Annotated in this window: 21 protein-coding genes; 10 read left to right on the forward strand and 11 right to left on the reverse strand. The window is 65.9% G+C overall.

Annotation, left to right across the window (positions count from 1 at the left end; genetic code table 11):
• Window positions 1-6: 6 nt before the first annotated feature.
• The 6 genes from AL072_RS24270 to AL072_RS24295 are packed head-to-tail and all read left to right on the forward strand — an operon-like array spanning window position 7 to window position 5508.
• Window positions 7-816 carry an enoyl-CoA hydratase/isomerase family protein gene (locus tag AL072_RS24270; protein WP_045583568.1) on the forward strand — a complete coding sequence of 270 codons (810 nt, stop codon included), beginning with the start codon at window positions 7-9 and terminating at the stop codon, window positions 814-816.
• Between the two features lie 58 nt (window positions 817-874).
• On the forward strand, window positions 875-2059 hold the full coding sequence (locus tag AL072_RS24275; protein ID WP_045583567.1) for an ABC transporter substrate-binding protein: 1185 nt from the start codon (window positions 875-877) through the stop codon (window positions 2057-2059).
• 25 nt (window positions 2060-2084) lie between these two features.
• Window positions 2085-2978: a branched-chain amino acid ABC transporter permease gene (locus AL072_RS24280; protein WP_045583566.1), complete on the forward strand. Its 894-nt coding sequence runs from the start codon at window positions 2085-2087 to the stop codon at window positions 2976-2978.
• Window positions 2971-4014, forward strand: coding sequence for a branched-chain amino acid ABC transporter permease (locus AL072_RS24285; RefSeq protein WP_082109098.1), 1044 nt, complete (start codon window positions 2971-2973; stop codon window positions 4012-4014). The genes AL072_RS24280 and AL072_RS24285 overlap by 8 nt, the downstream gene beginning before the upstream one ends.
• A complete protein-coding gene (locus AL072_RS24290; RefSeq protein WP_052710162.1) occupies window positions 4011-4793 on the forward strand; it encodes an ABC transporter ATP-binding protein in 783 nt (260 codons plus the stop codon). The genes AL072_RS24285 and AL072_RS24290 overlap by 4 nt, the downstream gene beginning before the upstream one ends.
• 7 nt (window positions 4794-4800) lie before the next feature.
• Window positions 4801-5508, forward strand: a complete 708-nt coding sequence (locus AL072_RS24295) for an ABC transporter ATP-binding protein (protein WP_045583565.1) — start codon at window positions 4801-4803, stop codon at window positions 5506-5508.
• A 55-nt stretch (window positions 5509-5563) separates the two neighbouring features.
• On the opposite strand, the gene AL072_RS24300 is transcribed toward AL072_RS24295, so the two are convergent.
• Window positions 5564-6214: a DUF1345 domain-containing protein gene (locus AL072_RS24300; RefSeq protein WP_045583564.1), complete on the reverse strand. Its 651-nt coding sequence runs from the start codon at window positions 6212-6214 to the stop codon at window positions 5564-5566.
• A gap of 50 nt (window positions 6215-6264) precedes the next feature.
• Window positions 6265-7983 (reverse strand): VTT domain-containing protein, encoded by a 1719-nt coding sequence (locus tag AL072_RS24305; RefSeq protein WP_144428363.1) that lies wholly within the window; start codon window positions 7981-7983, stop codon window positions 6265-6267.
• 287 nt (window positions 7984-8270) lie between these two features.
• On the opposite strand from AL072_RS24305, the gene AL072_RS24310 reads away from it, so the two are divergent.
• The 3 genes from AL072_RS24310 (at window position 8271) to AL072_RS34490 (ending at window position 11322) form a co-directional block, all read left to right on the forward strand.
• Window positions 8271-9449, forward strand: coding sequence for an acyl-CoA dehydrogenase (locus AL072_RS24310; RefSeq protein WP_045583563.1), 1179 nt, complete (start codon window positions 8271-8273; stop codon window positions 9447-9449).
• A gap of 243 nt (window positions 9450-9692) precedes the next feature.
• A complete protein-coding gene (locus AL072_RS24315; protein ID WP_045583562.1) occupies window positions 9693-9998 on the forward strand; it encodes a hypothetical protein in 306 nt (101 codons plus the stop codon).
• Between the two features lie 772 nt (window positions 9999-10770).
• Entirely contained in the window at window positions 10771-11322 is a 552-nt protein-coding gene (locus AL072_RS34490; RefSeq protein WP_144428364.1) for a pentapeptide repeat-containing protein, read from the forward strand.
• On the opposite strand, the gene AL072_RS24320 is transcribed toward AL072_RS34490, so the two are convergent.
• Window positions 11250-12449, reverse strand: coding sequence for an IS256 family transposase (locus tag AL072_RS24320; RefSeq protein ID WP_045582226.1), 1200 nt, complete (start codon window positions 12447-12449; stop codon window positions 11250-11252). The genes AL072_RS34490 and AL072_RS24320 overlap by 73 nt on opposite strands.
• A 245-nt stretch (window positions 12450-12694) precedes the next feature.
• On the opposite strand from AL072_RS24320, the gene AL072_RS33730 reads away from it, so the two are divergent.
• Complete coding sequence (locus tag AL072_RS33730; RefSeq protein ID WP_158511092.1) at window positions 12695-13309, forward strand: pentapeptide repeat-containing protein; 615 nt, start codon at window positions 12695-12697, stop codon at window positions 13307-13309.
• A gap of 89 nt (window positions 13310-13398) precedes the next feature.
• On the opposite strand, the gene AL072_RS24330 is transcribed toward AL072_RS33730, so the two are convergent.
• The 8 genes from AL072_RS24330 to AL072_RS24365 form a co-directional block, all read right to left on the reverse strand.
• On the reverse strand, window positions 13399-14952 hold the full coding sequence (locus AL072_RS24330) for a caspase family protein (RefSeq protein ID WP_158511093.1): 1554 nt from the start codon (window positions 14950-14952) through the stop codon (window positions 13399-13401).
• Window positions 14953-15005: 53 nt separating this feature from the next.
• Window positions 15006-16862, reverse strand: coding sequence for an OmpA family protein (locus AL072_RS24335; RefSeq protein WP_158511094.1), 1857 nt, complete (start codon window positions 16860-16862; stop codon window positions 15006-15008).
• Entirely contained in the window at window positions 16859-18343 is a 1485-nt protein-coding gene (locus tag AL072_RS24340; protein WP_045583558.1) for a hypothetical protein, read from the reverse strand. Before AL072_RS24340 ends, AL072_RS24335 begins: the two co-directional genes overlap by 4 nt.
• Window positions 18340-18960: a hypothetical protein gene (locus AL072_RS24345; RefSeq protein WP_045583557.1), complete on the reverse strand. Its 621-nt coding sequence runs from the start codon at window positions 18958-18960 to the stop codon at window positions 18340-18342. Before AL072_RS24345 ends, AL072_RS24340 begins: the two co-directional genes overlap by 4 nt.
• Entirely contained in the window at window positions 18960-20783 is a 1824-nt protein-coding gene (locus AL072_RS24350) for a hypothetical protein (RefSeq protein WP_144428365.1), read from the reverse strand. The genes AL072_RS24345 and AL072_RS24350 overlap by 1 nt, the downstream gene beginning before the upstream one ends.
• A gap of 222 nt (window positions 20784-21005) precedes the next feature.
• A complete protein-coding gene (locus tag AL072_RS24355) occupies window positions 21006-22721 on the reverse strand; it encodes a hypothetical protein (protein ID WP_045583555.1) in 1716 nt (571 codons plus the stop codon).
• Between the two features lie 35 nt (window positions 22722-22756).
• Window positions 22757-24532, reverse strand: a complete 1776-nt coding sequence (locus AL072_RS24360; protein WP_045583554.1) for a hypothetical protein — start codon at window positions 24530-24532, stop codon at window positions 22757-22759.
• A 111-nt stretch (window positions 24533-24643) separates the two neighbouring features.
• The gene (locus AL072_RS24365; protein ID WP_158511095.1) at window positions 24644-26695 is read right to left on the reverse strand and encodes a protein kinase domain-containing protein; all 2052 of its coding nucleotides are present in this window, start codon (window positions 26693-26695) and stop codon (window positions 24644-24646) included.

A 26695-nucleotide genomic window follows, 5' to 3' on the forward strand; every position in this document is an offset into this window, starting at 1 on the left:
CGCACCGTGACCCCCTATCGTTTCGACAGCACCGACCGCCTGCTCGCCGACCTCGACGGCTTCCGCGTGGAGATCGACGAGGCCAATGAGCGTGCCGACATCGTGCTGGACCGCCCGCCCTTCAACATCGTCAGCATGCTCCAGCGCGACCAGTTCGGCGCCGTGTTCGCCGCACTGGACCGCGATCCCAGGGTGCGGGTGATCGTCCTGCGCGCCGAGGGCGAGAATTTCTCGTCCGGCGGCAGGATCGCCGGCTTCATGGAGATGTCGGCGGAGCATGTGTCGGAGCTGGCGGTCAACATCGCCGCTCCGGAACGCTGCCGCAAGCCGGTGATCGCCCAGGTCCGCGGCTATTGCTTCGGCGTCGGGTTCGAGCTGTCGCTGGCCTGCGATTTCCGCATCGCGTCGGAGACCGCGCAGTTCGCCCTGCCGGAGATGCGCATCGGCATGATCCCCGGCTCCGGCGGGTCGGCCCGCCTGCTGCACATGATCGGCATCTGCCGGACCAAGGACATGGTGATGCGGGCCAAGCGCATTCCCGGCCGTCAGGCGGCCGACTGGGGCTTCGTCACCGACTGCGTGGCCGACGCCGAGCTGGAGACGGCGGTCGCCGCGCTGGTCGACGAGCTGCGCGGCTTCTCGCCGCTGGCCCAGCGCACCATCAAGGGCGTGCTGAACCGCGGCAACAACGTGTCGGTCGACGGCGCCATCGAGATCGAGGGGCAGGCCTACGGCCGCCTGCGCGGCTCGGAGGACTTCAAGGAGGGCGTCGCCTCCTTCACCGAGAAGCGCAAGCCGGTCTTCAAGGGCGTCTGACCGACGCCTCCAGGCACGGACAACAAAGCACGGACCCCATAGGGAGGAACCAAAAATCATGACCAAGACCACGCTTCTCGGCACCGCCGCGCTCGTCCTGCTCGGACTGGCCGGCGGCGCGTCCGCCGCCGAACCCATCCGCATCGGGGTGGTGACCCCGCTGTCGGGCACCTATGCGCCGATCGGCCAGCAGGTCCGTTGGGGGCTGGAACTGGCGACGAAGGAGGTCAACGCCGCCGGCGGCGTCATGGGGCGCCAGATCGAGCTGCTGTTCGAGGATGAGGAGGCCAACCCCGCCGTCGCGACCCAGAAGGCGGAGAAGCTGTTCCAGGTCAACAAGGTCGATTTCCTGACCGGAACCGTCAATTCCGGCTCGACCCTGGCGGTCGGGCAACTGGCCGAGCGCAACGGCCGGCTGATCGCCACCACCGTCTCCTTCTCCGACGCCATCACCACCGACAAATGCTCGCCCAACGTCTTCCGGGTGAACGCGCGGGCGGGGCAGCAGTCGGCGGCGCTGGCGGAATGGTTGGCCAAGGACAAGCCGAAAGCCAAGGTCTATTATCTCGGCCCCGACTACGAGATGGGCCGTTCCACCGTCGCGGCCTTCAAGGCGGCGGCGGAGAAGACCGGGGCGCAATCGACCGGCGAGGTGTTCGCGCCGCTCGGCAGCAAGGATTACTCGCAGTATTTCGGCCAGCTCCGCGCCGCGCGGCCCAGCGTGCTCTACACCTCCACCGCCGGCAACGACACCGTGCGGCTGCTGACGCAGATGGGCGAGTACGGGCTGCTGCGCAACCTGACCATCGTCGGCGCGTCCGGCACCGTCACCGCCCAGAACATCGGCGCCATCGGCAAGGCGGCCGACGGCTTCGTCACCGGCGTCGGCTATTCGGCGGAACTGGCGTCGCCGGAGAACAAGGCCTTCGTCGCCGCCTTCCGCAAGGCCTACGACACCGCCCCCGACCTCTACGGCGCCGATAGCTACGGCCTGATCGGCTTCTTCAAGGCTGCGGTCGAGAAGGCCGGCGGCACCGACACCGACGCGCTGCGCAAGGCGATGGAAGGGCTGAGCTGGGCGACGCCGCAGGGCACCAAGACCATGCGGGCCGGCGACCATCAGGCGGTGCAGGACATGTACGCCGTGCGCATCGCGGCGGACGGCAACAGCCCCCGCTTCGACGTCGTCGGCACCGTTCCGGGCGACGCCGCCATCGGGCCGGACCAATGCACCCGGTTCTGAGGACGCATTCAAGGAGCCGACGGCCATGGCCGATCTCATCGACTATCTGCAATTCGTCCTGGCGCCGCAGGCGCTGAACGGCCTGTCGCTCGGGGTTGCCGTCGTCCTGATGGCGCTGGGCCTGACCATCATCTTCGGGCTGCTGGACGTCATCAACATGGCCCATGGCGAGTTCTACGCCATGGGCGCCTTCCTGGCGCTGACCCTGGCCGGGCTGGGGGTCGGCTTCTGGGCGCTGCTGGTGCTGGTGCCGCTGCTGATGCTGCCGATCGGCTGGCTGGCCGAGCGCTGGCTGATCGCGCGGGTCTTCCACAGCCGTGACCGCCACATCCTGACCCTGCTGCTGACCTTCGGGCTGGGGATGATCCTGGAGGACCTGCTGAAGCTGGTCTACGGCCCCAACACCCTGCGTCCCGAAAACCCGATCGAGGGCGGCACCGAGATCCTCGGCATGTTCCTGCCGAACTACCGGCTGTTCCTGATCGGTTTCGGCCTCGCGCTGATCGCCGCGGTCTGGCTGGTCGTCTTCCGCACCGGGCTCGGCGCCATGGTGCGGGCGGCCGCCTTCGACAAGGACATGGCCTCGTCGCTGGGGGTGCCGGTGCGCCGGGTCTATGCCGGCACCTTCGCCTTCGGGGTGGCGCTGGCCGGCCTGTCCGGCGTACTGCTGGCGCCGATCTACTCGGTGTTCCCGACCATGGGCCGCGACTTCATCCTGATGGCCTTCACCGTGGTGATCGTCGGCGGTATGGGCTCGATCCAGGGGGCGGTCGTCGCCGGCCTGCTGCTGACCCAGGTGCAGGCGCTGTCCAGCCTCTACATCTCGCCGGTCTGGTCGGACCCGCTGGTGTTCGGGATCATGGTGCTGGTGCTGATGGTCCGGCCGCAGGGCCTGTTCGGGAGGCTGGGACATGCCTGAGGCCACCAGTTTGCGCACCCTGTCCGACCCCGGCCGCGCCGGGCCGGTTTCCCGGCTTTCCCGTCTGGCCCCGGTCCATTGGCTGGCCCTGGCCTTCCTCGCCGCGGCGCTGGGCTTCGCCGCCGTCGCCTGGGCGACCGGCAACGGCTTCTACCTGCGGCTGGCGACCGAGGCGCTGATCTTCGCCGGGCTGGCGATGAGCGTCGACCTGCTGCTGGGCTACACCGGCCTCCTGTCGCTGGGGCAGGCGCTGTATTTCGGGCTGGGCGCCTATGTCTCGGCGCTGGTCCTGCGCGACGTCGCGGCCAGCTTCTGGCTGGCGATGGCGGCGGCCCTGCTGGCGGGGGCGCTGGCCGGGCTGATCGGCGGCGTCATCGCCAACCGGGTGAAGGGCGTCTATTTCGCCCTCATCACCTTCGGGCTGGCCCAGGTCGCCGCCAAGACCGTCTACAACACCCGCGCGCTCGGCGCGTCGGACGGGCTGATCGGCATCCCGCAGATCCGGGTCGGCTTCGGTCCGCTCAGCCTCGACACCGCCGACCCGCTGTCCTTCTTCCTGCTGGTGCTGGCCCTGACCGTGGCGGCCTATGCCGGGCTGGCCTATCTGATGGACGCGCCGTTCGGCCGGACGCTGGCCGCCATCCGCGCCAACGAGAAGCGCGTGCCGTTCCTGGGCTTCGACGCCTGGCGCTACAAGCTGGCGGTCTATGTGCTGGCGGCCTGCGTCGCAGCAACGGCGGGGGCGCTCTATCCGATGCTGCGCGGCTTCGTCTCGCCCGAACTGATGTTCTTCGAGACCTCCGGCAACGCCGTCATCACCGTCATCGTCGGCGGGGTCGGCACGCTGATCGGGCCGGTGGTGGGCAGCCTGCTGCTGACCGCCCTGCGCTCGGTCGTCGGATCCTGGACCGAGCATCACCTGATCGTCGTGGGGGTCATCTTCATGCTGTCCGTCATCTTCCTGCGCAAGGGGCTGGTCGGCGCCCTGCTGGCCCGGCTGGGCCGCCGCGGCGACCAGGGGAGGGCGGCCCGATGACGGCATCCTCCCTCAGGACGGCGGCGACGGGCGCGGGCCGCGCCTGTGCACTGGGCGTGCGCGACCTGTCGGTGAATTTCGGCGGGCTCCAGGCGGTGGCGGGCGTCGGCTTCGATGCCGCCGCCGGCCGGATCACCTCGGTCATCGGTCCCAACGGCGCGGGCAAGAGCACGCTGTTCAACCTGATCAGCGGCGCCATCCGCCCGACCGGCGGCCGGGTGACGCTGGACGGCGCCGACGTCACCGGGCGGTCGCCCGACCGGCTGCTCGCCGCCGGGCTGGCTCGCTCCTTCCAGATCACCAACCTGTTCTTCGAGCTGCCGGTCCTGGAGAACCTGCGGATCGCGGCCCAGGTGCTGGAGCGGCCCTGGCACGCGCTGCGTCCGGTCGGCCACAGCCGCCGGGCGCTGGCCAAGGCCGACGCGCTGCTGGAGCGGTTCGGCCTGTCGGCCAAGGCGCGCGAGCTTGCCGGCAACCTGTCGCACGGCGAGCAGCGGCGGCTGGAGATCGCGGTGGCGCTGGCCGCCGAACCGCGGGTGCTGCTGCTGGACGAGCCGACCCAGGGCATGAGCCACGGCGACACGGCGGACACCGGCGCGCTGATCCGCTCGCTGGCCGGCGACCTGACGGTGCTGCTGATCGAACACGACATCGGTCTGGTGATGAGCCTGTCGGACCATGTCGTCGTGATGGCGCAGGGCCGCAAGATCGCCGAGGGGCCACCCATGGCGGTGCGCGCCGATCCGGCCGTCCAGGCCGCCTATTTCGGACACAGGTGACGCCATCATGCTTTCCATCGAGAACCTGCACGCGCATTACGGCCTCAGCCATGTCCTGCAGGGGATATCCCTGCAGGCCGGGCCGGGCGAGGTGGTTGGTCTGTTCGGCCGCAACGGCGTCGGCAAGACCACCATCCTGAAATCCATCGCCGGCTGGGTGCCGGCCAGCTCCGGCACGATCCGCTTCGACGGTGCCGATCTGGCCGGACGGACGCCCGACGAGATCGCGCGTCTCGGGCTCGGGCTGGTGCCGGAGGATCGCCGCATCTTCCCCGGCCTCAGCGTCGAGGAGAATCTGCGGCTGGGGCTGCGCCAATGCCCCGGACGCGCCCGCCAGGAGAACGAGCGGGCCATCGGCAGCGCCTTCGCCCGCTTTCCGCGGCTGGCCGAGCGGCGGCGGCAGCTGGGGACCACCCTGTCCGGCGGCGAGCAGCAGATGCTGGCGATGGCCCGCGTGATGGTCGGCACCGCCAGGCTGCTGCTGATCGACGAGCCGACGGAGGGGTTGGCGCCGATGATCGTCGACGAGATCTTCTCGATCATCACCGAGTTGAAGCGGGCCGGGCTGACCATCCTGCTGGTGGAGCAGAACATCCATCGCGCGCTGGAGGTCGCCGACCGCTTCTATGCGGTGGAGCGGGGACGCATCACGCTCCATGGCGAGGCGGCCTCCGCCGCCGACCGCGACCGGCTGCTGGAGACCGTCGCGGTCTGATCGGGCCGTCGCGAAACGACCGGGCAATCGGAACCGGGCGTTCAGAACCGGGTAATCAGCCGACCAGCCCGGCCGCCAGATTGACGCCCAGTGCCAGCACCGCCGTGTTGAACAGGAAGGACAGGGCGCCGTGCATCAGCACCAGCCGGCGCATGCCGGCGCCATTGGTGGTGACGTCGGAGACCTGGGCCGTCATGCCGACGGTGAAGCTGAAATACAGGAACTCCAGATAATCCGGGGCGTCGTTGCCGGGAAAGTCCAGGCAGCGGTTCCCCGTGGTTCCGCCGTCCAGCCAATAATCGTGGGCGTAATGCTGGGCGAAGAAGACATGCAGGAAGCACCAGGACAGCAGAACCGTCACTGCCGCCAGCACAGCGGCCAACCCTTCATGCGGGGAGCCCCTGGCCGACACCAGCTCCACCACGATGGCGGCCAGCGCGGCAAGGGAGGCCAGCACCGCCCCGGCCAACACACCCCATTTGCCGGGGTCGAGCAGCCGTGCCCGGCGGCGCATCGACGCCACCGACGCCCGGCTCATCAGGATGCCGGCCAGCAGGATATAGACGGCGATGCCCAGATCCCAGCCGATCAGCACAGCGCTCGACGGCCGCAGCCACGGGGCGGCGACGGCCCCGGCCAGCACGGCGACCGCCAGCGCCCTGGTCAGGGTGGGGCGGTTGCGGAGATGGGTCAGGCTGCGGTGCATCGTGCCTCTGGCCGATCTTGGGTGCCTCCGGCCGATCTGGGACCGCCAGTTCAGTTGGAGGCGGGATAGAGCGGAAGCAAGCCCTGCTGCCGGCGCTGGTAGCGCACCAGCTCCCACGCTGTCAGCGGCGTGGCGCCCGCCGCCCGGCAGGCGTCGGCGACCTCGAACATCAGGGATTGCTGGTGGAACAGGGTGGCGTAGGCGTCGCCCAGCCGGAACTCCGGATCCCACATGTGGATGGCCTCGGCCCCGGCGCCGTTCACCTCGATGATGCGGAAATCCTCGCCCACCGCCAGCCGCTCCACCGACGCGAAGCGCACGTCGAAGCGGCCGAAATGGAATCCCGGCATCGTATCGGCGATCTCGTCGAAGCGGGCGGTCAGCGTCGCCGTGACATGGCCGCAGGCATCCTTGTAGAGCCCGCCGACCCGGCTGCTGCCGACCAGCGACAGCCGCACCGTCTCGCCTGCCGTTGGCACCTCGTCCAGCCGGGCGGCGAGCGCCTCGCGATGCAGCCCGGCCTTCCAGGAGGCGCGCGGATCATCGGCGATCAGCTCGCGCAGGCTGGACCGGCCGTCGCCGACCACATGGGGGTAATAGCGGAAGGTCATGGAGAAGATGCGCCCGTGCCGTTCCCCCGGCTTGCGGACGTAGAAGATCCCGGCCTCCCCGGCATGGGGCACATGCTCCTGCAGGATCACCCGCGCCTCGGCCGGGAAGCCCTGGAGATAGGCATGGAGGTCGGCGGCATCCTGCACCAGCCGCACGCCGATGCCGCGCCAGCCGATATCGGGCTTGGCCACCAGCGGGAAGGACAGGCCGGCACCCGAGGCCAGCAGCTCCAGCCCCGAAGCCGTCGGCGACGGCCGGTTGTCCAGCACCATGGACCGGGCGGCCCAGCGCCGTGCCGCCGGACCGATCAGTTCCATGCAGGCGATCTTCGATTCCCCCAGCAGCCCGCCCGCCTCGATCGACGGGTTGGCGGCGGTCGGCAGGCTCAGGCTGCGGTAGCGGATGCCAAGCGCGAACCACTGGACCACCAGCGGGATGTAGAACAGCAGCGGCGGGATGCGCTCGGCCCAGCCGATGGTGGGGGCGCCGGCGGGGACGACCGGCAAGCCGGGCAGGGTGATTGCGCGCCGGGTCGGGTTGCCGTGCAGCGCGGCGCGCAGGGCAGGGGGCAGCTGCGGCTCCGCCAATTCGCGGATGCGGGCGAACAGGGCCTTTACGATGGATCGGGCGCGCCGGGTACGCAGGGCGATCAGCAATGCCGCCCCGCCGATGCCGATGACCTGCACCTGCAGGGCCGCCGATTCCAGCGACGACGTCATCAGCGTCAGCAACAGCCCGACATGCACGCCCGCCGTCACCAGGGTGATGACGGTGAAGCGCAGGAACGGCACCCGCATGGCTCCGCAGGCGAAGTAGGTCGGGAACAAGACCCCGGGGATCAGCCGGCAAGTCACCAGCGTCGGCAGCAAGTTATGCTGCAAGGCATTACGGCAACGCTCAAGCATCGGCCCTTCGGTCCGCCGCCGGATCCAGGTGATGCGCAGAGACGATAGCCCGAGGACATAAATGAACAAATCGCCGGCAACAATCCCACACAGCAGCGTGAAAGCGGTCACGCCGATACTGACCGTACCGACGCTGACCAGGCTGGCCCCCGCAGCAATTGCAACGTCTTCGTGCAGCAGTGTCAGCAAAGCAAGGCCCAGCAGGAGGGGAAATCCGGCGAGGGCGGTTATTGGTTGCAACGCAGCAAACACGGGTCGGATGTCCGTTGGATAGGTGGCGGCTACAGTGCCATCGGCAAAATTGCATAGGAATTGGTAAGCTTCACGTTAAAACTTTTGTAGAACCGTGCGTGACAGAGACAGTTTGTTCGTATCCATATCGAAACCATATGGGAATGATCGAAAATATGTGTTTGCAGGTATGGTGCTGACACGGCACAGTGCGCTTCAATCAATCGACGGCCAATGGCTGTCAGGCGATGGCTGCCGCCCGATGAGTGGCGGCCGAACCGCCATATGACACGAGCAGGAGACGCACCGTGCAGAGCATTCAGTGGGACGACGCCTTCCTCCTTGAAGCCCAGCTGACCGAGGACGAGAAGCTGGTCCGCGACAGCGCCCGCGCCTACTGCCAGGACCGGCTGCAGCCCCGTGTCATCTCCGCCTTCCGCGAGGAGCGGTTCGACCGCGAGATCATGAGCGAGATGGGCGAGCTTGGCTTGCTCGGGTCAACCATCCCCGAGGAATATGGCTGTCCGGGCGTCAGCCACGTCGCCTACGGGCTGGTCGCCCGCGAGGTGGAACGGGTGGACAGCGGCTACCGTTCGGCGATGTCGGTGCAGTCCTCGCTGGTCATGCACCCGATCTTCTCCTACGGCAGCGAGGAGCAGAAGAAGAAGTGGCTGCCTCGGCTGGCCACCGGCGAGCTGGTCGGCTGCTTCGGCCTGACCGAGCCGGACCACGGCTCCGACCCCGGCGGCATGAAGACCCGCGCCACCAAGGTCGACGGCGGCTATCTGCTGACCGGTTCCAAGATGTGGATCACCAACTCACCCATCGCCGACCTCGCCGTCGTCTGGGCGAAGTCGGACGCCCATGACAACAAGATCAAGGGCTTCGTGGTGGAGCGCGGGACCAAGGGCTTCTCGACGCCCAAGATCGAGGGCAAGCTGTCGCTGCGCTCGTCGGTCACCGGCGAGATCGTGCTGGACGGGGCCTTCGTGCCGGACGAGAACCTGCTGCCGAATGCCAGTGGGCTGGGCGGGCCGTTCGGCTGCCTGAACAAGGCGCGCTACGGCATCGCCTGGGGCGTGATGGGGGCGGCGGAATTCTGCTGGCACGCCGCGCGCCAGTACACGCTGGACCGCAAGCAGTTCGGCCGTCCGCTGGCCGCGACCCAGCTTGTCCAGAAGAAGCTGGCCGATATGATGACCGAGATCGCGCTGGGCCTGCAGGGCTGCATCCGCGTCGGCCGCATGATGGACGACGGCAGCTGGTCGCCGGAGGCGGTGTCGCTGATCAAACGCAACAACTGCGGCAAGGCGCTCGACATTGCCCGCGTCGCCCGCGACATGCATGGCGGCAACGGCATCTCCGACGAGTTCCAGGTCATCCGCCACATGGTGAACCTGGAGACGGTGAACACCTACGAAGGCACCCACGACGTCCATGCCCTGATCCTGGGCCGGGCGCAGACGGGGATCCAGGCGTTCTCGTGAGCGAAAGGCTGCGGCCTTCGTACAATTCTGAGTTGATGGACTCACCCTCCCTCCGCTTTCTGTGGACCTTCGATCCGCCTGCCTCGGCAGTCCGAGGGAGGGGGACGCGAAAACGAAGGGAGGGCAAGGGAGGGTCCGGAAATCGGTGTGGTTGCGGATTTCCGGACCCTGATCCCTGCTGATACAGCGGCGTGAAGCTGACCGCGAAGCGCCGCAAACTGTCGCAATCGATGCTGGCCGAGCGTGGTGGAGTATGAGCCGGACAGCGAATTGCGCGATACCGAACAGGTGCCGGTGCTGGAACCGGGCGGTGTCGCGGCGTTCATCGAACGCGAGGTCCTGCCCCACGCCCCGGACGCCTGGGTCGACGCGACGAAGACGCAGGTCGGTTTTGAGGTCAATATGACCGGCCTCTTCTACAAACCGCAGGCACTGCGCCCGCTGGAGGTGATCCGAGCCAAGATTCTTGCGTTGGAGACGGAAACGGAAGGGTTGGTGGCGGAGATTATCGGGGGACGGTCGGCGATCAAGGATTCCGGCGTGCCGTGACTGGGAGACGTACCGGAGCTTTGGGAGGTAAAACGGCTGGGATTTTTTCTAAGATTGGCAATGGCTAGACACCGTCTCGCGGGCCAGAAGGAGCGCATGGGGCCGTTCATCCGCACCATCGGCCTTGGTCGTGCGACGGTAAAGATCGGCCTCGCCAACCTCGCCAACAACTTCCGACGCCTGATCTGGCTTGAGGGGCGAACTACGCCCATATAGTGCCGAAAGCGCCGCATATTTCCGCATTTTCCGCCAAAATCGACCGCAAAAACCCAAAGGAACGCCGTCTTCTCACCGGTGCGAGCCTTTCATTGGGCTCAACCGGCGTTCAAGGACGGTTTATCGAGATGTTCATCTAGACTGTTTCCGCAGTCGGAGGCTACAGGCCTTGATGAACTTTGCTGATCGACATGAATCCAAAATCAATCTACTGGGGTCAATCGCGTCCCGATGCGGGGATGGCAACCAAAATCAATCAAGGACCGTCCACCGCATCACCTTAGCCAATGCCGTGTCGTTAAGTCGGTTACGTCCGGACCAATCCCCTTTGTCCGGTATGTTGCCGCGCATGTGCATTCTAAATGTTGTAATAGCGCACCACATGGACGCGGTATAGGATATATATCTGCAAAAAAACCATCAGAAAATGATTTCTGTAAATCATAAAACAATTATGAGTAATTTTCAATGCTTGATGCTTCAAGCTAAGAGAGTATGATTCAATGGAAACAATCCAATATTGCATTGCGAAATTCGAGGGAGCTAGGCGGACGCGATGGCGGAAGAGCAGGAAGGACCAGTGGCTTGGCGTGAGTGGAAGAGGCGCAGAGGGTATTGGGCGTGGTTCGCCAGTCCGGAATGGGTCGTGTGCCATATTGTGTACCGGCTCAAAGGACTGGCCCTGTTCCAGATGCTGGAACTGATCGGAAAAGCATCGGTGGTTGTGGGGGTGGTGGTTTGGGTGGTCGAAGCAGATAATCGGCGACAGCAAAAGCACTATCAGGCCTGGAGCGTGATCAATACGGCGCGCGGCGGAACGGGCGATGGTGGCCGGATCATTGCACTTCAGAACTTGAACCAAGATGGGGTGTCGCTGAAGGCCCTGTCGGTTCGGGGGGCGATGTTGCGAGGCATTCAATTGCCGGGAGCCGACCTGACTGACGCAGACTTGCAGAATACCGATCGATCATGCCCCGAGGAGTGGTGTAGGATCTGGGTCGCTCATCAGGTTCTCCGGCCGGTCTGGCCGGATGGTCAGGCGGCCACAGCGGGCAGGCTGACGATGGGATCATCGCCGAGCGGGGCGATGGTTTCCAGCGTCATGTAGCGTGCCCGCTGAACGGCCCATTCATCGTTTTGCTCCAAGAGGATGGCGCCGATGAGCCTCGTAATCGCTTCCTCGTTGGGAAATATGCCGACAACCTCGGTGCGCCGCTTGATCTCGCCGTTGAGACGTTCAATCGGGTTTGTCGAGTGGAGCTTGGCCCGATGCTCCCTGGGAAAGGTCATGTAGGCCAGGACGTCTTCTTCCGCCTCGTCCATCAGGGTGGCCAGCTTCGGCAGCTTGGCCCGGACCTGATCGGCCACTTGCCGCCACTGCGTGCGAGCAGATGCCGCATCGTCCTGGGCGAAGGCCGTGGCGATGAAGGCCGCCACGACACGGCGTCCGCTCTTGCCGGCGTGGGTGAGCGCTGTCCTGGAGAAATGGACCCGGCACCTTTGCCACGTCGCCTGGAAGACCCGGGTGACGGCGGCCTTGATGCCGCCATGGGCGTCGGAGATCACCAGCTTGACGCCGCTCAGACCACGGCGCTTGAGCTTGCGTAGGAACTCGATCCAGAAGGTTTCCGCCTCGGACGGGCCGATGTCCATGCCCAGCACCTCGCGCCGGCCGTCGGTGTTGACCGCCACCGCGATGGTCACGGCGACCGAAACGATGCGTCCGTTCTGGCGCACCTTCACGTAGGTGGCATCCAGCCACAGGTAGGGCCAGTCGCCCTCGATGGGACGGCCGAGAAAGGTCTTAACCCGCTCGTCGATCTCGGCGCACAACCGACTGACCTGGCTCTTGGAGATGCCAGACATTCCCATGGCCTGGACCAGATCGTCCACCGAGCGCGTCGAGATGCCCTGGATGTAGGCCTCCTGGATCACCGCCGTCAGCGCCTTCTCAGCCATCCGCCGCGGCTCCAGAAAGCCGGGGAAGTAGGAGCCCTTGCGCAGTTTGGGAATGCGCAGCTCGACGGTGCCGGCTCGAGTTTCCCAGTCGCGATCGCGATAGCCGTTGCGCTGAACCAGTCGCTCGGCCGACCGTTCGCCATGACCGGCGCCGGTCAGGCCCTGCACCTCCAACTCCATCAGCCGCTCGGCAGCAAAGCCGATCATCTCGCGCAGAACATCGGCATCCGCGCCCTTCTCAAGCATCGCGCGAAGCGCCATCATCTCGTCGGTCATCGTGGTCACCCTTCGGTCGGGTTGAGGTGTGGTGACCAGACTCTATCGAAGAACCGCGATGACCGCCCCGCTATGGATAACCGGCCCGCCTACGCCAGCCATCGGAGGGCGCTACGGCGGGCCGGTTCCCCACAGCTCCTACACCACCCCGTGGGGCACGACCTACCGATCTGAGCGAAGCCGTCTTAATCGAAGCCCAGTTGCCCGGAGCCAAGCTTCGCGGTGCCAATTTGATAGATGCAAGGATGGACGGTGCCATCCTTTGGGGAAGCGACCTGAACCACGCCACCTTGTTCAAGGCCAACTTGACGGGTGCCAAACTCAGCGGTGCCATTCTTATGAATGCCAACCTGCGCGAGGCCAAACTGAGCGGTGCCGAACTGAACGAAACCGAACTGGGCTGTGCCGATTTGAGCGATGCGGACCTTAACAAGGTCCAGATGAGCGGTGCCAAACTGAACGGAGCCGAATTGAGAAGAGCCAAACTGATCGGTGCACGACTGCTCGAGGCCGAGTTGAGCGATGCTATACTGAGAAGTGCTGACCTGCGTGGGGCCGAGTTGAGCGGTGCCAAATTGAAAAACGCCGACCTGAGCAATGCCGGCCTGAGCGGTGCCAGGATGAACGATACCGACCTGCGCGACGCCGACCTGAGAAACGCGGATCTGAGAAACGCGGATTTGAGAAACGCAGATCTGAGAAACGCGGATCTGAGCGGAGCCAGTCTGCGTGAGGCCGATCTGCGCGAGGCGGATTTTCACGGGGCCAAGCTACGAGGGGTGACGCTTCCGAATGGCCAGATCTGGACAAGCGATGCTCCGCCGCCGACCGAAGCGATGGCAACTCTCGGTTCTCTATAGCGTCTGGCGAAAACGCTCGAACTTCGAACTGCCATTCGCGTTGCGGCTTTGGCGGCGAAGCGACCGCCCGATGCCTTCCGGCATCCTCACTACAAACATTTCTCTTTCGCCCAGAGCGTTCTGGCTTGATCGTGTTTCGATCTGACATCCTTCAGCAAGCTGCAGGCTTCGGTTCGTTCCGTTCCTGTTTTCGCTGGCTTGTACTGTATCAGGAACTTGGCGAGGTTATATTTGGCATCCGCTCCGCCGCCGCGCGCCGCCTCCCGGAACCAGACCTCCGCCATGAGCAGATTGGGGGGCACCCCAATGCCAAGGACATTCATGATCCCAAGCGTGTCGATGGCCAGGGTGTCGCCCTTTGCCGCGGCGGCGGCGATAACCGCCAATGTCTGGTTGGGAGACAGTGTCTGGTTGGGAGACAGTGCCTCTTCGCCTTGACGTTTCAAGAACTCCTCGACCGCGCGCCTGTCCAACATCTTATCGTCCTTGCTGGGCAGGCCGGTAACGGTCTCCAGGGCGGTTTTGACGGAGTGCACCGGCAATTCCCTGATCTTTTCGAGAGCCGCTCTGCTCAGCTCGGTCGTATCGATAATGGTGGCGCTTGCAATGGGCGCGGTGCGATCAGGCAATTTGCCGCCGGCGACTGCGGCCTCGCGCACATGGCGGCTGAACGGGAAGCGAAAGATGAAGTCCCTATAGGCCGCGGCCGTATTGGAGGTTTGCGCCGCTGTCCATTCCCGTTCCTCCTCATCCGATGGAAACAGTGAAAAATGTTCCAGAAGCGAAACCGATCCGTAGATAACCGGAAGTTGCGTTCCGGGCAGCCCATGCTCATCGATGCGCCTGCTGACGTCGATCTCGGTTTTCCTGACCGCTTCAAGAAGATTCATTCCCTTGATTTGCAGGGCCTTTAGAAACGCTCCCGTCCACCATGTGTGTGTGTCGGTTGAATTGCCCGCCTTGGCTTTGTACAGCTCTTGGGTCGCATAAAGCTCGATGATCTTGGCCCCGACATTCTCACCGGGCATCACTGGAGTGGGATGCCCGAGCGTGGCCGTCAGGCTGTTGGACGACGCCTGCGCCACTGGGATCGAGGATGGCGCCTTGTCCCGGCAACCGTCGACCATCACGATGCTGGTCCTGCTGCTAAGCTTTTCGCCCCGCAGAGTGACGATGAGATCGTCAAAATCGTAGGCTGTCTCTGGAAAGCCCGCCGTCCCATCGACCGGGGCCAGCAGCATGCCGCGCTGCGTCCGGCCGAACGCCTCGGAATGCCCTGAATAATAGACGATTGTCAGACGATTCCCGATGCCCCGATTTAGGAGGGTTGTCAGCCGACCTCCATTTCCCATTTTGGAATCGCCGAGCAACGCCTTAAGATCCTGCAATGTCAGATTGTTATAGTGCTGGACGCAAAATTTTGCATCTTTAAACAATTTTGCCATGTCGACGCCGTTTTGGGACACGGTGTCTTCGACAATCTTCTTGAATATTTCTTTTGAGTACCAGCCGCTTTTGTCCGGATAGCGGTAGTTGGTGATGATAACGGCGAGGTTGGGCGAGTCCGCCGGGCAGTCGGGGACAGCAGTCAGAGCCGCCGCGGATTTGGCGGACAGCAAGGTTGCGGCGGCGGCAAGCAGCAAGAAAGTCCAGGGTCTCTTCATCGGGCGGCACCTAGGAAATCAGGACGATGCTTTCACAGGGCGGTGGCCCGCTGAACCTTGACCGTGCAGCGGGTGACCACCAGGGTCGGTTCCACAGGCGAAGCCGGCTCCCGCTGGACGGGAGGAGGAAGGGGCTGGGTCGCGGAGGCGGGTGGCGCCGCGGATTCCGGCGGACCCGGCGGCGGCGTGAGGGGCGGCGTGAGGGGCGGTTGGACCAGCGCTGCCGTTTCGCCGGCCTGCGGCTTGTCCATCGCAAGACTGTTGCCGCTCCTCTCGATGACCGCCACCGGATTGATCGGGCCGGGCTGGGCCAAATCCGCGCGACCGAGCGTCGCCAGACTAGGCCGCCCGATCCGGTCCAGGGGCAGGGGGCCGCTGGCGGCAATCAATTCGATTTCCGTCAGGTTGTCATTGTCGAGCTGGAAGAACTCCCCGGCCGTACGCGGAAGCCACCCATTGCTTTGCACCAACTCCCCTGCCCCGGCGGAAGGCATGCCGCCCATGGCGGCAAGATCGCGGTTCTTGACGGTCTGGGCGCCACTGCCGGCGGTCCTGTCGCGGACATAGATGTGGGTGAGGTTTGGCGCCAGATCGGCGCGAAACCGGATCCGCAGACCGGCCTCGGCTGGAATGAAGTAGCCCGCGCTCTCAATCTGCAGGCCGAGTGAGGCCAGGGACGGCCCTAATGTGGGTTGGAGATGGTCGCCCGCCTGCACGGACGGATGCAGGTCGGCAAGCTTCACCGGGGTAACCGAACGGCCCTGACGCGCACCCAATTCCGGACTGTAGGCCGCGACCTCCCAGGGACAGGCCCTGGTCGGGTGGGCGCCTGCCGATTCCGTCGGGATGAAATCGACGATGCGATTGCGGGGATCGGCTTTCGGTTTGTTGTGCGGGTACGGGATGCCGGCGGTCCCGACGCCCTCGGCGGTTAGGCGGCTGGGGGCGGTGGCCTGTTTGTTCAACCAATCCCTGACCGCATCGGCGCGTTGCTGGGAAAGGGCCAGATTGCCGCTTTGGCAGCGGGCTGGCGACAATCCCCCGCAGGATTCATCGGATCGGCCGACCACCGTGAAACGGCGATCGGGATACTGTGCCATGATCCGCTGCATCTGTGTCAGAATCGCGGTGTTGGCGTCCACCTCTTTCTTGCGCTTCGAACCACCTGAGTCGAGCAGGAGCCGGCTGGAGTTCAGCGCGAAAGTGATCTGGTAGGAGCGCACCGGCGGCAGAGGAGCGACGACCGCCCCGACCGTCGCATTGCAACCGTTCTGGCCTGGACCGCCGAGCCAGCTCGGCAGGCGATGGCCGGCTGCCGGATCGCTATCGCCCCTTCTCCCTTGCGGCGGCCTGCCCGCCTGCAGGTCGGCGAGCGCCGCGCCATCGGTGGGCCCGCACCACTGGCCGGGCAGGGCGGTGCGCGCCTTTGCCAAAAGCGCGGCTGAATCGTCGAGCCGGCCCATTCGGGACAGAAGATAACCGCGGGCGAGAAGCGTGAGGTCGGGGGCACTGCGCGGATGGAAGTTTTCGAGAATCTGCGTTGCCGTGGCCCATTCGGTGTTCTGGGCGCGGGCAATGGCAACGGCGATTGTCAATTCATCGGCCGCGGCGTCGCGATCCGCCGGGCCGACGGAATCCAGGAGTCGAGCAGCGGCCGAAAAATGGTCGATGGCAATGGCGGGAGCATCGCCAACAACAGCGGTCACACCTTGCTGAAGCTGCCAGCAGAAGTTGCGCAGGCCGGAATCCCTGATCTCCTGGTTTTCCTTCCACATCGGGCAGGCCCCGGATGGACCGAGGGCCTGCGCCGGCGGCGCCCAGACGGCTCCGGCAGCCACAGCGCAGAGAATCGCCGACAACCGGATTTTCATGCCATGATCGGGCATCATCCCTTCTCCACCGTCTGGAAGGTGCATATATACCGCATCCTACCGGAAAAGCGACGTTCAAGAAAGTGAACAGCTCCCTTGAGGTTGCTTGTCTTGAACGCCTCTTCAATCTCTCTCGTCAGCGTGTCGCCCTCGGGCCGTTCCCAGCGCTGGCCGATTGCGAACATGGTCAATGTATCGCCGGCCTGTCCGTCCAGTTTGACCCGACTGGACCAGACCTCGCCTGGCGCCGTTCCAAACCATGCGGGCATTCCCGGCTCCGGCTGGTCGAAAAAGACCCTGAATGAACGATTCTCATCGGGCGCGCCATATTGCAGCGTCACCAATGCCGGGTGGTAGCCCAGCGCCGGAAGCCCGAAGCCGCTTCGGCCGGCCCGCCAAATCAGATCGTCGATCCAGTTTCCGGCGAGTCTGACATAGGTGGCGTATCCGTGGCGTACCGGGACGGTCGATGGCTGGCCTTCCTGGCAGAAGGGCTGCGGTTCAACATATTTCTGGTTGTCGACGAACGTGACGTAATGGAAAGGGGACTGCAGGCTCAGCGGCTTGCCGTCCTGATCCGGCATGGTCAGCGCGACGGGGGCGATGTCGATCACGGCATCCCGCTGGCGGATGTACAGGCCGCCGGCCAACGCCGACACGGCCGCAAGGGCGAGTATCCAGCGGCCGACATGCAACAGCCTTCCCGCCCGTCCCCACAAATCGAGGATGAGCCGGTCCGCCTTCAAGGGACGGGCGTCATGGCCGATTTGCAGCGCGTCAGCCGCCTGCTGGACATGGGACACCGCCATCGGGACCAGCCCGCGGTTCTGCAATGCTCCGACCAGTTCCTGCGAAACCTCGCCCAGCCTGTCGCATTCCGCGGGATAGAAGACATGGGTTCCTTGGGGGAATGGTTTGCCTGTATCTGCCGCCACGCAGATCGCCTTCAGCTTCGGTTCTATGCCGCCGACATGCTCCACCGTGAAGTGGGGACCGATCTGCCCGGTCGCGACGATGGTGTCCTCCTTCCGGCCGGTGCTGCCGACGGCGAGCAGACCGAGCGTCAGCGCGAGTTCCGCGCTTCTATCCCCCTGTACATTCTGGACCTGCGACGCGCCGGCTGCGGTGATGCGCAGCATCCGCTGGAAGGAAATCAAACCGAACCATTGGGCCGGCGTCCGGCCGGGGCTTATCGTGCGCTGCCAGCCGCCGGTGGCGCGGCTCAACCGGCTCAGGTTCACCGCCCGGCGCAATGCCTCGTCGAATGTCTTGGCGCCGAAAGCCTGATGCCATTTCGTCTGGATATCGGTGCACAGCGTCCGGCCGTTGAAGATCTCGACCGGATGCGGCGGCCGGTCCACCGGCAGCGCGAACTCGACCGCAACCAGATGCCCGGTCTGCGTGAGGTCGAGGGCGTTGCACAGCGGGATGTGAATCCGCCAGGCGGCTTCGTCCGTGGTCGCGCCGGCGGAACGGGTGGACAACGAGGGGCCGGTCATGCATCTCCCCTTTCCCGTGGTTCGATGGCAAAGCTGTGCAGGGCGCGCCTGATCGACGGATCGTCCGGCAGCCTCACGACAGCGGAACCGGCACGGTCGAAGGAGAGGTCTTCGATCACGATATTGCCAAGCCCGTCGTTCAGCGAACGATCGCCGAGAACCAGGAGAAGGTCGGTACGCATCGAATAGAAGGCGGTTGCCCGCTTGCCCTGGACGAAGACGCCATAATCGGCGGCGAGGTCGAGTACCAGATCCTCTCCCTCCTCGGTCACGCGCAGTTCGAGGTCGCCGGACGCCGAGCGAACCGGCTCGGCGGACAGCGGCACTTCGCCGTCCTTGCCCGCGCTCAAGGCCCACAGCGGCGGCGGCGAAGCGGACACCGTTGTGCCGATGCCGCCGCCATGCTCCGCCCGGTAATCGACGATGTTGCGGAAAAGGCGCGTCGCGGGGAGAGGTCGTGGTTCCTGAAGCGCCTTCTCGATACGGGCGCTGCGTTCCGATGGCGTTTCGCCGGGACGGCTTTCGGCGATCCGATCCAGGCGGGCGTTCCATGCGGCACCGGGGTCCGCCGAGGCACGGCTTCCACGCAACAGCGCTTCAAAGACTTTTCTGAGCATCACAGTGTCTCCATCGGGGATGGGCCGGGGCTGGCGCCGCGCTTGGACCATGGAACATGCCATTCCGGGTCGGGCGATTTGCGCAGCCGACGCCAGAAGAAGTCGTACACCTCCAGCCGTTCGGCATCGCTGGCGGCGCTCAGCCAGGAGAAGGGTATACGGGAGGCCAGCGCCTTTTGCAGTCTTGCGGCGGCGAGATGACCATAGGTGCCGGGAACCGCGTCCTGACGGAAACGGTCCGCGGCGTCCGCGGGGTGGCTGTACCAAGTAAGGGTCTGGAAATATTTGTCCGGCCATTCCGAGCTTTGCCAAACATTGACGTCGTCCGTCATCAGATGTTCCAGGACCCATTTCAGGACCAGCGGACGCTTGTCCGGCGGGAAGACGCCATAGGGGAAGACGGTGACCCCGGTAAACGGCGCATGGCGTGCGGCTGCTTCGGGCAGGGCATCCAGATCGTCGCTTTCCATGGTCTGCCAGATGATGTCCACCGCGTCGGCCTCTCGGGCGAGCAGCCCGCCTTTGAGCATGGCGAGCAGTGCGGCGTGGTCGGTCGCGTCGGGCGGCAACTGCGGCGGCGCCATGACGGTTTCCCTCGGCTGGATCCCCGCGAGGAACCGGCCTTCGGGCGTCTGCGTGAAATCGTAGAAGCTGCGGTAACCGGCCACGGCCTTGCGGGTGCCGGTCTCCGCCCCGTAAAGCTGCCTCCAGGCGATCTCCAGGTCGGTTCGTCCCGGCGGGTAGGACGCTTTCCGCCCTTCGGATTCGGCATTGCGGACCGTCTGCTTGTAGAGAGCGGTTATGGTCTTCAGCCGAGGGGCGCTGATCGCCTTCCGATTTTCCTCCAACCCGGCGATCAAGGACAGCGGCAGGCCGGACTGCGCCCAGCGCAGATAGCTGTGCGCAAGCTCCTTCACGAAATCGAGGAAGCAGGTATAGACCTCTGTCGGCACGAAGGCCTTGCCTTCGCCGCGGGGCAGGGCGACCGGGTCGATGAACAGCGGCAGGCATTGCAACACCTGCGGCAGCGACATTTCCTCCGGAACCGGAATCACGGAATTGCCGACCTGGATGTGCAGGGAACCGCATCGGCTGCGCAGATTTTGCGCTTTGCTGTAGCGCTGGAACCGTCCGCCTTCCGCATGGAAGAGATCCCTGATGGCCGTCAGGCTCCTGAGGAGTTCCGGATCGTTCTCCTGGATCCTGTCGGTGATCGTATGATGACGGAACGGTCGGACGGTCACCAGTTCCACGTCGCGGCGATAGCAGCGCAGAAAGGCGAACAGCAGCCGGTGGGCCGAGGTGTAGCTCCGCCGCGCGGGATGCTTGTTGGACGGCAGGTGGGTGGAGGAGATCGTAAGGCGCCGTCCGATCTGCTGGGCGAAATGTTCGGCCTCGGCATGCCCGCCATCTGATATCCCCCAATCGGTCATGCGCTGGTAGTCGATCCGATCGGACGGATAGTTGCGCTCCGCCGCCTCCTTCAGGAAACGGCGGCGTGCCCGGATGAAAGCGGGTACGATGTGGAACTTGAGTTCCGGATAGATGATCTTCGGGGCGGCGTAATTCTCGTTCGCGGCAATCAGCGTGTCAGTGTAATGGGTGGTGAGGAAGAGAACGACGTAGCGCTCGAGCAGGATGGCGAACTCGGTATCCTTAGGCATCTTCGGCGCTTTGCCGTCGACGGGATGGATCAGCGTGCGTGCGATCAGATCCTTGAACAACGTCCAGCCGAAAGCGTTCAGGGTGTTCACCATCGTCATACCCGTCGCGATCCGCGTTCTCTTGGATCGTCTTTTGCCCGTCGCCGAGTGCTTTTCCATGCGTCCGTCTCCTTTCGAAGGTCGCCGGCGAACAGACCGTTCCACCGTTGGTCGATATTTCGGGACAAACCGACGGCGCCCCGGATGGCGCGATGGTCGGGGGATGTTCCACCCTGCTTCCCGGTATTTGCAGTGCCGCATGATCTGGAACTGTAATAGCGGTCTTCCGTTCGCGGAAAGGGGGAATTTCCCGGGTTCCCGCCCCGGCATGCGCGCCGTCTGCTATGCGGCTTTTCGGCGGTAGGTCACCTCGAAGGACCCGACCAGGAGCGAACGGCCCTCGGTGAGCACGAGAGTCCGTGGATCGCCCGGCACGGTCAGCCGTTCGACGATCCGCTGCCCGCCGGCATCCAGCATCAAGGCCGGAGCACGGCCGAGCAGCCGGATGGCAAGCCCGTCATTGTCGGCGGCGGTCAACAGCAGATGCTTGCGGGACAGGTTCAAGGTTCCCCAGGATGTGCGGCGTCCGCCTTGTTCCACCAAGCCGCAACCGTCCAGGGACTGGAACCGCACATGCGATGCGCCGGCATCGGCCCGGTCGCCGGGGCCATGCCCCAATACGGCCGGCAGCGACGGCAGCAGGGCGGGAACCGGGCGGGGCAGGGCCAGCACGGCGGCGACCGTGTCGCCCAGTTCCGGCGGCGGCGGGCGCAGCCGTCCGGCCAAAGCACGGCGCGAGTCATCCGGATCGTCCTTGCGGATCTGCCGCCATTTCTCCCCCGGCCAACGCCACCACAGTGCGGCTCCGCTTTCGCGGAAAACCGCCAGTTCGACGGCTGTCGGCACGTTGCCACCGGCAATCGGCATCCCTGCGCCATCGAGCGCCACCTCGCATCTGGCGATGATGCCGCGCGGGTTCAGCAGCGGCACGACCAATCCGGTCGCTTCGAGGGCTGGCGGCTGCCGGATCGGCGGCGGACTCAGCAGGATGGTGCCGGCTTCCGGCGTCGCGACGACCGGAGGAATCCGCGTGGCCCTCAATGCGGGGCCGGGCCGGCGATCAGCGGGAGCCGCAGCGATGACCGCCGCCTCCGCTGCCGCCTGGATGTCCGTCGACGGTATCGTCCATGACAGCAGGAGGGATCGGTCGCCATCCGGCGCATCGGCGGCGGTGCAGCGCCAGACCGCCTGTCCTGGAGCGCGGCCATCGGGCACCGCCGTGCACAGGATATGGAGGCCATCGCCGGATGCCGTCCCGGCGGCGAAGTCGATGTCGATCCACCCCCGTTCCGCCGCGGCCGGGCTGCCGTCGCCGAACCAGCGGTCGAGAACCAGCGGCGCGTGACGGGCCGAGCCGGCAAGCCGGATCCCCATTCCCCCGGATTGCGCACCAGCCGCCGGAACTGCCGGAAACGGCGGGGCTGCCGGATCATCGTACCCCTCGATCCGCAGCGGCTCTTCCGACAGCGTGACGGCGCATCCGCCCTCCGTCCGGCACCAACTGGCCGTCATCGGCAGGGAGGATGAGCCGGCGGAGACCGGAAAGGGCTGCTCTCCGCAATAGGCGAAGACCATGTCCGGAGGACCGTTGTGGCGCATGACCCGGTGATTGGGTGTGACGCCGTTCAGGAAACGATTGTGGAAGCGGCGGTCGTGGCTGTGCAGGTAGCCGATCCGGCGGATGAGCGCGTCCAGGGGCGAACCCTGTGGGCGCCGGCGGTTCCGGTCGAAGACCATAGGGGGGAAAGCCCAGAGGACGTTTGCCAGGTAGGCCGGACGGGTCGTCATGGCCCGCCCCTCCCCATCGGTGTCGAGCACCGGCCGGGGATGGGCCAGCAGCGCGCGGGCGGCCTGACGGTAGAACCGCCTTGCCAGCCGGTCGTCGATCGTCGTCTCCGGGGCAAACGGAATAGCGAGCGAGATGAGCGAGGGCGATGCGGTCACCTGGCAGCGGGGGGCGGAAAAACTGTCGACGAGGAGGCGCAGAAATTCGAACATGGGCGTTCCTTTGTGAAGGGGAGCGGCGCCGGACGTCAGGCGAATAGGAAGCGGAGGAGGTAGCAGCCGAGCACCAGCCGGTCCCCCTCCTCCAGCAGGAGCGGAGCCTCGGCCGCTCCGGGGGTCAGCAAACCGGCAACGGCGTCGTCGCGAATTCGCCAGACCGGCGACTGGCCCTGCGCCAATGCCACCTGGAGCGACCGCCCAATCACCTGAAGGCGGGCGTGGCGGCGGGAGTGGAGCTGTTCGAGATTGGCGTTCGCTTCATTCGGCAAGGTCAGCTTGCTGGCTTCCAGCAGCCCGAAGGACAGGATGGACGGCCGTCCGTCGCGCACCGGCGCGGTGGAGAAGCGCCCCAGATCGAACGTGCCGGAGACCGGCAGCGGGCGGGCGGGGAAGCCGCCCACTGGCAGCCGGGCCAGGAAATGAGGCGTCAGTTCCGGCCAGACCGGGGCCAGGATGCGGCTGTCGCCGTCGGAGGGATCGGCGACGTTGTCGCCGACGCCGACCTGGAGCCAGCGATTGGCGGAATCACGGAGCAGCCAGAGACCGGTCTTGCCGGCATTGACGCCGAACGTGGCGACGCCGCCTTCGGGAACGATGTCGCCCCGCGTGTCGAGGCGGACGGTCCATTGCGCCAGGGCCGAGCGGAATTGGCTGAGCGTGGGCGCCAGGACCGCGTCGATGACCAGCATCGGCACCGGGAGCGGCGGCGCGACGGCCGGGACGGGCAGCGGGAACATGATGGTTTCGGCTGGACCGCCTTCGTCGACCGGCAGAGTCATGACGGTGGGGGCCGGGTCGAAGTACGGCGGCTCCGGCGTGGCCGATGCCGCCGCCGGGACGGAGCCGTTCCATGGAAGGATCGCATCCCGGCCGGTTGCGGCCAACGCCGTTTCCGGGGCGAAGGTCACGGTCAGCGCGATCTCGTCGGGTTCCTCGCCCGGAACCTGGGAGCGACGGGCCGTCGGGAAGCGCCATTCGACGGTGTTGGGGCTGAGGTCCTCCATGGTCGGCATGTCCAGGATGTGGGTGCCGTCGGCATAGGCCGACCGCCACCACAGGTCGACCCCGAAGAAACCTTCCCCGTTTGTGAAGGCATCGGGCGCGACAACCGGTCCCTGCACCGGATTGGCCGTCACGATCAGATGGCGGTCGCCGCGGCGGATCCCCGGCATCAGGGAGCGGAACTCGTAGCCGCTCGGGTTGGCATCGGTGCGCTGGGCGACGGTGCAGGCGAGCGGGCCGATCGGAAGGCGCCGTCCGTCCGCCTTCACCAGTGCCAGCGTGAAGTGGCCAGCCGTCTCGTCCGGCCGGACCGGGCCGACGGTCTGGTTGCAGACATTCACCGTGACCATGTCCGGCCGCTGGTCATGTGCACGGACATAGACCGTGACGGGGAGCCCCCCCTTGCTTCGCCCCTTGGCGCCAAGCAGGACAGCGGCGGTTTCGCGCAGGAAATGCTGAATGCGGGCCTGCAGCACCAGGATGTTCTGCGGGCGGCGCAGATACTGGCGGTGAACGGTCAGATAGACGGCGTCGATTGTTCCGCCGGCCATCCGCCCGGTTGCCTCATCAAGGCGTGAGCGGCGGTGGCAGGCGTCCTGGATCAGCCGGTCCACCCGGTAATGCGGGCGGTTCGCCTGGTCGACGATCCTGTCGTTGCGGCGAAAATAGCTGCGACACAGGATCTGATCGATCTGACGGACCGGATCGTCGACATTGAACAGATGCAGGGTATCGATTTCCGGTGGAATCGGCCAGCGCTTCGGCTGTTGGGCGTCGGTGCGGGCCACGAGGCTGATGGGCATCGGCGATCTCCTTGGTTTGCCGGGCGGGTGGCGGAACGGTCCGCCGGCATCGTCGTTGGACTGGTCTTCGGGACGAAATGCCGGCGGCGCCCCTGCCGCCTCACAGCGGACTCACAGCGGGCAGGCGGCGGAGGGGGCAAGGGTCCGGAGCAGGATGCGGGCCGAACCGTGCGCCTCCTCCGACAGGATGCGGTCGACCGCATCCGTCCTCCCCTCCGTGGCGTTGAGACGCTCGACGAGGCGCTGCTGGCGCAGCGGCTCGCTACGGGCGACAGCCACCGCCACGATGTGGCGCCGGGCCGCCGGTCCGAGCCTGAGGGAAGGGCACCAGCGCTGTCGGCCGGATGCGGCCGTTTTCGCCGCCGTGTCTTCGGGGCAGCGTCCGCCGGACGGCGTCGGCTGGTGGGCCAGGGTCAGGCCCGGTTCGGCCATGTCGACCGCGAGCGGATGAAGCGTATCCCCGAGCGGGAAGCCTGGGCCGAACTCCGCCTGCAGCGTCAGAACCGCGCCGGCGGGCAGTGCCGGCACGCCGTCGGCGGCCGGGCAAAGCGGTCGCAGAACGGCTCCGGGCAGGCCGGTGCTGTAGCGCAGAGCCTCGGCCGGAATGGCGACGGGGACCTTCCATTGGTCCCTTGCGGTGGCATAGCCGGCCCATCCCACCGCCAGCAGGCCGAGGAGGGGAAAAAGGCGGCGGCGTGGCTTCTCCGCCGCCACACCGACGGCAGGCCGCCGCGCGCCATCGACGGCCGGTTCGCATGGCCCAACCGCCCCCGCCGTTCCTCTCGCCCCCTCGACGCGAAAGCCGGCGCACAGAATGGTTTCAGCATCATGATGGTCATCGGCGTAGTTGCGGAGGCGCGCCAGACCGTCGACAGCCGTCGGACGCCGTCGGCGGTCGACGGACAGACAGCGGCGGATCAGGTCGCACAGCAGGTCATCGCCGCCGACGGGCGCGGAGCCCACGGGGCGCAGCCGCTTGCCGATGGCGGCGCAGACCGCTTTCAATTGCCTGACCTCGTCCGGTTCCAGCACGTCGCCGCTTTCCGGAGGCGGGGGCAATCCGTTGCGCTGCCGGTGCGGCAGGGATCCCATCAGGATGCCGTACAGCGCATTTCCGAGACCGAACATGTCGTCCGTCAGCGGTTGCTGTTCCCGGTTCTCCCCGCCTTCCCACTTGCCGAAACCCGGCCAGCGCGCTTCCGGCGGCATGTAGGAGGGGGTTCCGACGCCCATCGAGGCATCCATGTTTTCCGCCCATTTGGCGCCCCCGAAATCGAGGAGACGGAAATCGATGTCGTAGAGCCGGCCGCCGTCCCGGTGCGGGATCACGGCCATGTTGCTGAGCTTTATGTCGGAGTGGCGCATGTTCACCGCCTCGATGGCGGCAAGCGCGCTGAGCGACCCCCGGCACAGACGCAGGAAGCCGGCCGGCGTCCGCAGGAAATGCCTGATTTCCGGGAAGGGATCTGCCTGTGCGAAGATATCGGCTACGGTCGCCGCATGTTTCGGCAGGACGAGCGCCGGAAGTCCAAGATATTCGTCCGGTTCCCGCACGGTTCCGTGATCGACGAGATCGTCGATCCCGTGAAGGGCGAGCGGGCCATGGTGACGCCGCAACAGCAGGCGGGCGTCGCGGTCGCGATGCAGATAGCGCACCGCGTCGGGAACTTCCGGTAGCGGCAGCTTCAGAGCCAGGATTTGTCCGGTCCGACCGACGGCCTCGAAGACACGGCTGAAACTGCCAAGGCCGAGTCTGCCGCGAATTTGGTAGGGGCGGTCATCGATCCGGATGACTCGCGGTACGAACATCGTGTCGTTCATGGCATACCTTCCATCCGGCAATCGCAGCGATCGGGTGCGGCGCGGTCCTGCGGTCGGCCCTGCGGTCGGCCCTGCAAGTGCCCGGCGGAATGTCGGGTTCCTATCGACGTCAATCCGGCGGGGCGTGATGGGCGATGGAGCGAGCGGCGATTGCCTTTGCCGCACCCCGACTTGTCTTTCGGGATGAAATTCCCCTCCGGTGCGAATTCCTTTTCTCCGATGCCCGCTGTCCCGAAAGGCAAGCCGAACCGGCGCGCATGCCGACGGAATTGGAGGCGGACGATGAATGACGATCCGATGGTGCGGGTGGACGAGGTCGGGCAGGAGCCGCCGCGACGGCAT

This window comes from Azospirillum thiophilum (assembly GCF_001305595.1).
In the GTDB taxonomy this organism is placed as follows: domain Bacteria; phylum Pseudomonadota; class Alphaproteobacteria; order Azospirillales; family Azospirillaceae; genus Azospirillum; species Azospirillum thiophilum.

Excerpts from the sequence above, each read along its gene's own strand:
- AL072_RS24275 (WP_045583567.1), top strand. The coding sequence starts at position 875 with ATGACCAAGACCACGCTTCTCGGCACCGCCGCGCTCGTCCTGCTCGGA.
- AL072_RS24280 (WP_045583566.1), top strand. The coding sequence starts at position 2,085 with ATGGCCGATCTCATCGACTATCTGCAATTCGTCCTGGCGCCGCAGGCG.
- AL072_RS24285 (WP_082109098.1), top strand. The coding sequence starts at position 2,971 with ATGCCTGAGGCCACCAGTTTGCGCACCCTGTCCGACCCCGGCCGCGCC.
- AL072_RS24290 (WP_052710162.1), top strand. The coding sequence starts at position 4,011 with ATGACGGCATCCTCCCTCAGGACGGCGGCGACGGGCGCGGGCCGCGCC.
- AL072_RS24295 (WP_045583565.1), top strand. The coding sequence starts at position 4,801 with ATGCTTTCCATCGAGAACCTGCACGCGCATTACGGCCTCAGCCATGTC.
- AL072_RS24300 (WP_045583564.1), bottom strand. The coding sequence starts at position 6,214 with ATGCACCGCAGCCTGACCCATCTCCGCAACCGCCCCACCCTGACCAGG.
- AL072_RS34490 (WP_144428364.1), top strand. The coding sequence starts at position 10,771 with ATGGCGGAAGAGCAGGAAGGACCAGTGGCTTGGCGTGAGTGGAAGAGG.
- AL072_RS24320 (WP_045582226.1), bottom strand. The coding sequence starts at position 12,449 with ATGACCGACGAGATGATGGCGCTTCGCGCGATGCTTGAGAAGGGCGCG.
- AL072_RS33730 (WP_158511092.1), top strand. The coding sequence starts at position 12,695 with ATGGACGGTGCCATCCTTTGGGGAAGCGACCTGAACCACGCCACCTTG.
- AL072_RS24335 (WP_158511094.1), bottom strand. The coding sequence starts at position 16,862 with ATGATGCCCGATCATGGCATGAAAATCCGGTTGTCGGCGATTCTCTGC.
- AL072_RS24340 (WP_045583558.1), bottom strand. The coding sequence starts at position 18,343 with ATGACCGGCCCCTCGTTGTCCACCCGTTCCGCCGGCGCGACCACGGAC.
- AL072_RS24345 (WP_045583557.1), bottom strand. The coding sequence starts at position 18,960 with ATGCTCAGAAAAGTCTTTGAAGCGCTGTTGCGTGGAAGCCGTGCCTCG.
- AL072_RS24350 (WP_144428365.1), bottom strand. The coding sequence starts at position 20,783 with ATGGAAAAGCACTCGGCGACGGGCAAAAGACGATCCAAGAGAACGCGG.
- AL072_RS24355 (WP_045583555.1), bottom strand. The coding sequence starts at position 22,721 with ATGTTCGAATTTCTGCGCCTCCTCGTCGACAGTTTTTCCGCCCCCCGC.
- AL072_RS24360 (WP_045583554.1), bottom strand. The coding sequence starts at position 24,532 with ATGCCCATCAGCCTCGTGGCCCGCACCGACGCCCAACAGCCGAAGCGC.
- AL072_RS24365 (WP_158511095.1), bottom strand. The coding sequence starts at position 26,695 with ATGCCGTCGCGGCGGCTCCTGCCCGACCTCGTCCACCCGCACCATCGG.